Origin of the sequence: Pseudomonas sp. R11F, assembly GCF_050312575.1 — a bacterium.
Classification (GTDB): domain Bacteria; phylum Pseudomonadota; class Gammaproteobacteria; order Pseudomonadales; family Pseudomonadaceae; genus Aquipseudomonas; species Aquipseudomonas palleroniana.
In genome coordinates this window covers 19,898-27,592 of sequence record NZ_JBNPJU010000061.1, presented here as the reverse complement: position 1 = coordinate 27,592, position 7,695 = coordinate 19,898, and the positions used below count along the sequence as shown (strand labels likewise).

Annotated in this window: 7 protein-coding genes and 1 tRNA gene; all 8 read right to left on the bottom strand. The window is 61.6% G+C overall.

Annotation, left to right across the window (positions count from 1 at the left end):
* Positions 1-2: 2 nt before the first annotated feature.
* Positions 3-75 (bottom strand) — tRNA-Val (locus ACQRBV_RS17230).
* A 107-nt stretch (positions 76-182) separates the two neighbouring features.
* Entirely contained in the window at positions 183-947 is a 765-nt protein-coding gene (locus tag ACQRBV_RS17225) for an SDR family oxidoreductase (RefSeq protein ID WP_244699774.1), read from the bottom strand.
* Between the two features lie 11 nt (positions 948-958).
* Positions 959-2,170, bottom strand: a complete 1,212-nt coding sequence (locus ACQRBV_RS17220; protein WP_411984996.1) for an O-succinylhomoserine sulfhydrylase — start codon at positions 2,168-2,170, stop codon at positions 959-961.
* 65 nt (positions 2,171-2,235) lie between these two features.
* Positions 2,236-3,741: an amidophosphoribosyltransferase gene (gene purF / locus ACQRBV_RS17215; protein ID WP_017737850.1), complete on the bottom strand. Its 1,506-nt coding sequence runs from the start codon at positions 3,739-3,741 to the stop codon at positions 2,236-2,238.
* A 41-nt stretch (positions 3,742-3,782) separates the two neighbouring features.
* Positions 3,783-4,340, bottom strand: coding sequence for a CvpA family protein (locus tag ACQRBV_RS17210; protein WP_060755779.1), 558 nt, complete (start codon positions 4,338-4,340; stop codon positions 3,783-3,785).
* A 244-nt stretch (positions 4,341-4,584) separates the two neighbouring features.
* A complete protein-coding gene (locus ACQRBV_RS17205; RefSeq protein WP_104994322.1) occupies positions 4,585-5,268 on the bottom strand; it encodes an SPOR domain-containing protein in 684 nt (227 codons plus the stop codon).
* A complete protein-coding gene (folC, locus tag ACQRBV_RS17200; RefSeq protein ID WP_411984995.1) occupies positions 5,252-6,559 on the bottom strand; it encodes a bifunctional tetrahydrofolate synthase/dihydrofolate synthase in 1,308 nt (435 codons plus the stop codon). Before folC ends, ACQRBV_RS17205 begins: the two co-directional genes overlap by 17 nt.
* Positions 6,556-7,476 (bottom strand): acetyl-CoA carboxylase, carboxyltransferase subunit beta, encoded by a 921-nt coding sequence (gene accD, locus ACQRBV_RS17195; RefSeq protein ID WP_060755782.1) that lies wholly within the window; start codon positions 7,474-7,476, stop codon positions 6,556-6,558. The genes folC and accD overlap by 4 nt, the downstream gene beginning before the upstream one ends.
* Positions 7,477-7,695 lie beyond the last annotated feature (219 nt).

Below are 7,695 nucleotides of genomic sequence, written 5' to 3'. Positions count from 1 at the left end.
GGTGGGTGATGACGGGATCGAACCGCCGACCCTCTGCTTGTAAGGCAGATGCTCTCCCAGCTGAGCTAATCACCCTTTGCTTCGTTGAGGCCGCGAAATTTACGCAGGTAACGGACCTAAGTCAATAGCCTGCTTGAAGTTTTTCTGAAAAAGACAAAATTACTTCAAGCCGGCCACCTACCCTACTCGCTATAAATCATCTTCTTGCTCATACCGCCATCCACCACAAACTCCTGCCCGGTAACGAACCCCGCCTGGCGCGACAGCAACCACGCGACCATCGCTGCCACATCCTCCACCGTACCGACCCGGCCCGCCGGATGTTGAGCATGGTCGGCATCGGTCAGGGGCTCGGCACGCCGTGCGGCAGGATCACGCGCATCGATCCAGCCTGGGCTGACGGCATTGACTCGCACTTCCGGCCCCAGGCTCATCGCCAAAGCGTGAGTCAGCGCCAGCAGGCCACCCTTGCTCGCCGCATAGGCCTCGGTGTCCGGTTCGGATTGACGCGCCCGGGTCGATGCCAGGTTGACGATGGCGCCACCATGGGCACGCAGGTACGGCGCGCAATGCTTGGCCAACAACATCGGCCCACTGAGGTTTACCGCCAGCACACGATTCCAATACGCCAGATCCAGGCTTTCCAGCGTGTTATTGCGCGGGTCGGCGACCGCCGCATTGCACACCAACGCGTCCAGGCGACCAAACTGCCCCAAGACCTCGGCGACACCCTGGGCGACCTGTTTCTCGTCAGCCACGTCCATGCTGATAAACCAGGCATTTTCGCCCAGCACCTTGGACACCTTGGACCCACGCTCGCGGTCCAGATCGGTCAAGACCACCTGCCAGCCCTCGCTGATCAGCCAGGCGGCGATCCCGAGGCCGATCCCCCGCGCCGCGCCGGTGACCAGCGCGACACGCCCATTACTGGCGACCGCGGCTTCCATGGACCACTCGATCACAAGGCTGCCAGCCCGCGAGCCAGGTCCGCCTGCAGGTCTGCCACGTCTTCCAGGCCCACCGCGATGCGAATCAGGCTGTCACGGATGCCCGCCGCTTCACGTTCCTGCGGCGCCAGGCGGCCGTGGGAGGTGGTGCTCGGATGAGTGATAGTCGTTTTGCTGTCACCCAGGTTCGCAGTGATGGAGATCAGGCGCGTGGCATCGATAAAGCGCCAGGCGCCCTCTTTGCCGCCCTTCACTTCGAAACTCACCACGGCGCCGAAACCACGCTGCTGGCGCTGGGCCAACTCGTGCTGCGGGTGGCTCTTGAGGCCGGCGTAATGCACCTTCTCGATCCCTGCCTGCTGCTCCAGCCACTCGGCCAGGGCCTGGGCGTTGGCACAATGGGCCTTCATGCGCAGGTTGAGGGTTTCCAGGCCCTTGAGGAAGATCCAGGCGTTGAAAGGACTCAGGGTCGGGCCAGCGGTGCGCAAGAAGCCCACCACTTCTTTCATCTGCTCACTGCGCCCCGCTACTACGCCACCCATGCAACGGCCTTGGCCATCGATAAACTTGGTGGCCGAATGTACGACGATGTCCGCGCCCAGTTTCAACGGCTGCTGCAACGCCGGGGTACAGAAGCAGTTGTCGACTACCAGCATCGCGCCCTTTGCATGCGCCACCTCGGACAGCGCGGCAATGTCCACCAACTCGGCCAGCGGGTTGGATGGCGACTCGACGAACAGCAGCTTGGTATCGGGTTTGATCGCCGCATCCCAACCGGACAGGTCCGCCAGAGGCACGTAGTCCACTTCGATACCGAAGCGCTTGAAGTACTTTTCGAACAGGCTGATGGTCGAACCAAACACACTGCGTGATACCAGCACGTGGTCGCCGGCACTGCACAGGCTCATCACCACCGCCAGGATGGCGGCCATGCCAGTTGCCGTGGCCACCGCCTGCTCGGCACCTTCCAGCGCCGCGATACGCTCTTCGAACGCACGGACGGTCGGGTTGGTATAACGCGAATACACATTGCCCGGCACTTCACCGGCAAAACGCGCAGCCGCGTCGGCAGCCGTGCGGAATACGTAGCTGGAGGTAAAGAACATCGGGTCACCGTGCTCACCTTCCGGGGTGCGGTGCTGACCGGCGCGCACAGCCAGGGTATCGAAAGCTACGCCATCGAGGTCGCTGTCCAACCGACCGGCATCCCATTCCTGACTCATGCTGCGACTCCTTACTCAATGCTTTATTTAAGATACAAAACCGGCCCCTCAGGGCCGGTGTCTACTCAGTTGTTGTACAGATCGATGATCGCACTGACCGCCTGGGTCTTGATCTTCGAGGAGTCGTTACGCGCCTGCTCGATCTTGTTCAGGTAAGCCTCGTCGACATCACCGGTCACGTACTTGCCGTCGAACACGGCACAGTCGAACTGCTCGATCTTGATCTTGCCACCGCCAACCGCTTCGATCAGGTCCGGCAGGTCCTGGTAGATCAGCCAGTCGGCGCCGATCAGGTCAGCCACATCCTGGGTGGTGCGGTTATGGGCGATCAACTCGTGAGCGCTCGGCATGTCGATACCGTACACGTTCGGGTAACGCACGGCTGGCGCAGCGGAACAGAAGTACACGTTCTTCGCACCGGCTTCGCGGGCCATCTGGATGATCTGCTTGCAGGTGGTGCCACGCACGATGGAGTCATCCACCAGCATGACGTTCTTGCCGCGGAACTCCAGCTCGATGGCGTTGAGCTTCTGACGCACCGACTTCTTGCGCGCCGCCTGCCCCGGCATGATGAAGGTACGGCCGATGTAGCGGTTCTTCACAAAGCCTTCGCGGAACTTGACGCCCAGGTGGTTGGCCAACTCCAGCGCAGCGGTACGGCTGGTATCGGGAATCGGGATGACCACGTCGATGTCGTGCTCAGGACGCTCGCGCAGGATCTTCTCGGCCAGCTTCTCGCCCATGCGCAGGCGTGCCTTGTAAACCGAAACGCCATCGATGATCGAATCCGGGCGCGCCAGGTAGACGTGCTCGAAGATGCACGGGGTGAGTTTCGGGGCAACCGCGCACTGGCGGGTGTGCAGCTTGCCATCTTCGGTGATGTACACCGCTTCGCCCGGTGCCAGGTCGCGGATCAGGGTGAAGCCCAGCACGTCCAGAGACACGCTTTCGGAAGCGATCATGTACTCGACGCCTTCGTCGGTATGACGCTGGCCGAATACGATCGGACGGATACCATGGGGGTCGCGGAAACCGACGATGCCATAACCGGTGACCATGGCCACGACCGCATAACCACCGACACAACGGTTGTGCACGTCGGTGACGGCGGCGAACACGTCTTCTTCGGTCGGCTGCAGCTTGCCGCGCTGGGCCAGCTCGTGGGCGAACACGTTGAGCAACACTTCCGAGTCAGAGCTGGTGTTGACGTGGCGCAGGTCAGATTCGTAGATCTCCTTGGCCAGTTGCTCGACGTTGGTCAGGTTACCGTTGTGCGCCAGCGTAATGCCGTATGGCGAGTTGACGTAGAACGGTTGAGCTTCGGCCGAAGTCGAGCTACCGGCCGTCGGGTAACGCACATGGCCAATGCCCATGTGCCCAACGAGGCGCTGCATGTGACGCTGGTGAAACACGTCACGCACCAGGCCATTGTCCTTGCGCAGGAATAACCGGCCGTCATGGCTGGTCACAATACCGGCAGCGTCCTGGCCGCGGTGCTGGAGGACGGTTAGCGCGTCATACAGCGCCTGATTGACGTTCGACTTACCGACGATACCGACGATGCCACACATGCGACGCAACCCCTACTTAATGAATCTTGACTGAACACAACTTACTGAGGCGTTTTGGCCGGTAAGAGGTGCTCCTTGAACGGAAGATCAGCGGGTACGCTGATTCCGCTGGCCAGCCACTGACTGCTCCACCCCAATATGAGGTTCTTGGACCAATCTGCAACCAATAGAAATTTTGGCACGAGTACCGACTCCTGCCACCACGAATCCTGCTGTACCGGCCCCAGGCTCAACAGCCCGACCGCCACGACCACCAGCAACGCGCCACGCGCGGCACCGAAGGCCATGCCGAGAAATCGATCGGTCCCGGAGAGGCCGGTGACACGTATCAACTCGCCAATAAGATAATTGACCATTGCTCCCACCAGCAGCGTGGCGATGAACATGATGGCGCAGCCCGCGATGACGCGAGCCGAAGGTGTCTCGATGTATCCGGCCAGGTAGACCGACAATGAACCGCCGAACATCCAGGCTACGACTCCTGCGATGATCCAGGTCAGCAACGACAATGCTTCTTTTACGAAGCCGCGGCTCAGACTGATCAAAGCGGAGATGGCGACGATTGCAACGATCGCCCAATCAACCCAGGTAAATGCCACAGTGCAGCCTACATACGGATAAGGCGGCGCATTTTAGCAGAGCGTCGGGCTATCGGTAAGCGGTGATTGCGCGTGCTTTGCAAACAATAGTTGGTGATGCAAAGGCCGCATTTCAACCCCACCCCAAAAGCACTGTGGGAGGGGGCTTGCTCGCGATGGCGCTGGGTCAGTCAAAAAATCTGAACTGACACACCACTATCGGGAACAAGCCCCCTCCCACACTTGACTGCATTTCCAGCCGTAATCAGCCGCGCTCAGGCTGGAAACGGGTGACGAACCCCTTGAGGTTCTGCTGGCGGTCCAGCAAGTCGCGCAGGCGATCAGCCTCGGCGCGCTCGATCAGCGGGCCGATAAACACGCGATTCTTGCCGTCGGCGCTACGGATATAGGCGTTATAGCCCTGGCTGCGCAGCTTCTTCTGCAAGGCGTCGGCGCCTTCACGATTGCCCAGGCTGGCCACTTGAATCGACCAACTGACCGGCAAGCCATTCGGATCGATACGGCTCTGGCCCACATCCGGTTTGCCGGGTGCGGCAGGCTGCGGCACAACCGGCTTGGGTGCCGGCGCAGGCGCGGCAGGCTTGGCTGCCACCACGGGCGCTGCTGGAGCCGGTGCCGGCTTGGCCACGGGCACGCTTGGCTGTACCGGCATGGTCGGTGCCTGCTGTGTCGGTGCCTGCTGCGCCGCCACCTCAGCGTCGCTCGGCACGGGCTCTTCTTCAGGCAACGCCTGCGGCTCCGGCACCACCACCGGTTCGACCTGAACCTGCGGCATCACCGGCGCCTGCGGCGCAGCAGGCGCCTCGACAACCACCTGGCGCTCTTCATCCTGACGGGAAAACAGCATCGGCAGGAAAATCACCGCCAACGCCACCAGCACCAGGGCTCCAACCATTCGCTGCTTGTATGCGCTATCCAGTAATGCCATGTGCAGCTTCCTCCGTGGAGCGCCGGGACAACCACTCGAGCGCCTCGGCAACACAATAAAATGATCCGAACAACAGAATCTCATCCTCGGCCGTAGCCACCGCACATTGCGCTTCGAGCGCGGCAGTGACGCTTGCATACGACGCCACTGGCGCGCCAAGGTTCTGCAACGCGACCGCCAATTCGTTGGCCGGACGGCTGCGCGGGGTATCCAGCGGCGCTACCGCCCAAGCCTGGACGCTGTCCAACAAAGGCGCAACCACACCGTCCAGATCCTTGTCGGCCAACAGGCCGAACACCGCCAGGCGACGACCGGCAGGCACATCACGCGACAGACGCTGCGCCAGGTATTGCGCCGCATGCGGGTTATGCCCCACATCCAGCAGCAGGTTAAGGCGCTTACCCTCCCAGTCGAACGCACGACGATCCAGACGCCCGACCACACGGGTCGCCTGCAAGGTCTCGGCGATCTGCCGGGCATCCCAGGGCAGATCCAGCAAGAGATAGGCCTGCAGCGCGAGGGCTGCGTTTTCCATCGGCAAGTTCAGCAGCGGCAGGTCGCGCAGCTCGACGGCTTGACCCCGCGCATCACGCCCGCGCCACTGCCAATGCTCAGCACCTACTTCGAGATTGAATTCACGGCCACGCAGGAAAAACGGACAATCCAGCTCACGCACCTTGTCCAGCAAGGTATGCGGTGGGTCCAGGTCACCGCACAGGGCAGGTTTGCCCTGGCGGAAGATCCCGGCCTTCTCAAAGGCCACGGACTCGCGGGTGTTACCCAGGTAATCGGCGTGATCCACGCCAATGCTGGTCACCAGCGCCAGGTCGGCATCCACCACGTTGACCGTGTCCAGACGCCCACCCAGGCCAACCTCGAGGACCACCACATCCAACTGCGCACGCTCGAACAGCCAGAGCGCGGCCAGGGTGCCCATCTCGAAATACGTCAGGGAAATCTCGCCACGCCCCGCATCCAGCGCAGCGAACGCTTCGCAGAGCTGCTCGTCAGTGGCTTCGACACCCTCGATCTGCACCCGCTCGTTGTAACGCAGCAAGTGTGGCGAACTGTACACGCCGACCTTCAGCCCTTGAGCTTGCAGCAACGCCGCGACAAAGGCACAGGTAGAGCCTTTGCCGTTGGTGCCGGTCACCGTGATGACACGCGGTGCCGGCCGGCCCAACCCCAGGCGGCCCGCTACCTGTTGCGAGCGCTCCAGGCCCATGTCGATGGCGGACGGATGCAACTGCTCAAGGTAGGCGAGCCATTCGCCCAGGGTACGCTGGGTCATAGGTTTGCCGGTACCGGCGGAACCACGACAGGTTCGACTTTAGGCGCAACGTACACTGGCGTCGGCAGGCCCATCATTTGTGCCAGCAGGTTGCCCAGGCGTGGACGCAGTTCACCGCGCGGGATGATCAGGTCGATCGCACCGTGCTCAAGCAGGAACTCACTGCGCTGGAAGCCTTCCGGCAGTTTTTCGCGCACGGTCTGCTCGATAACGCGCGGGCCGGCAAACCCGATCAGGGCCTTGGGTTCTGCGACGATCACGTCACCCAGCATTGCCAGGCTGGCGGATACACCGCCGTAGACCGGGTCGGTCAGCACGGAGATGAACGGGAGACCTTCTTCACGCAGACGCGCCAGCACCGCCGAGGTCTTGGCCATTTGCATCAGGGAAATCAGGGCTTCCTGCATACGCGCACCACCCGAGGCGGCGAAGCAGATCATCGGGCAGCGATTTTCCAGGGCATAGTTGGCGGCACGAACGAAGCGCTCGCCAACGATGGCGCCCATGGAGCCGCCCATGAAGGAGAATTCGAAGGCCGAAACGACCACCGGCATGCCCAGCAGCTTACCGCTGACGGAAACCAATGCGTCTTTCTCACCGGTCTGCTTCTGCGCAGCGGTCAGGCGGTCCTTGTACTTCTTGCCGTCGCGGAACTTGAGACGGTCAACCGGCTCCAGGTCTGCACCCAGCTCGGCACGACCATCGGTGTCCAGGAAGATATCGATGCGGGCGCGAGCGCCAATACGCATGTGGTGGTTGCACTTGGGGCAAACGTCCAGGGTCTTTTCCAGCTCGGGACGGTACAACACCGCGTCGCAGGACGGGCATTTGTGCCACAGACCTTCAGGAACCGAGCTTTTCTTCACCTCGGAACGCATGATCGAAGGGATCAGTTTGTCTACTAACCAGTTGCTCATGCTTTCTTTCTCCAGTACCGGTGGCTTGAACACAGCCCCGCGTATGCCCTTGAGCTAAATTCATATGTGGCGATGACACAGACTGGACGGGGTCAGACGTTCGACCTGCCATTTCCGGCCTGTATCCTCAGCCTTCCAGACAACCTGCCAGTGCAGGGTTGCCACTTCATTTCCGGGCCACCCACAGGCGGCGCCGGGCTGTTTTACACAGTGGTAGTT

Bases quoted from the DNA above. Each gene is read 5' to 3' on its own strand.
- folC (WP_411984995.1), bottom strand. From the start codon at position 6,559: ATGACCCAGCGTACCCTGGGCGAATGGCTCGCCTACCTTGAGCAGTTG.
- ACQRBV_RS17205 (WP_104994322.1), bottom strand. From the start codon at position 5,268: ATGGCATTACTGGATAGCGCATACAAGCAGCGAATGGTTGGAGCCCTG.
- purF (WP_017737850.1), bottom strand. From the start codon at position 3,741: ATGTGTGGCATCGTCGGTATCGTCGGTAAGTCGAACGTCAATCAGGCG.
- ACQRBV_RS17220 (WP_411984996.1), bottom strand. From the start codon at position 2,170: ATGAGTCAGGAATGGGATGCCGGTCGGTTGGACAGCGACCTCGATGGC.
- accD (WP_060755782.1), bottom strand. From the start codon at position 7,476: ATGAGCAACTGGTTAGTAGACAAACTGATCCCTTCGATCATGCGTTCC.
- ACQRBV_RS17225 (WP_244699774.1), bottom strand. From the start codon at position 947: ATGGAAGCCGCGGTCGCCAGTAATGGGCGTGTCGCGCTGGTCACCGGC.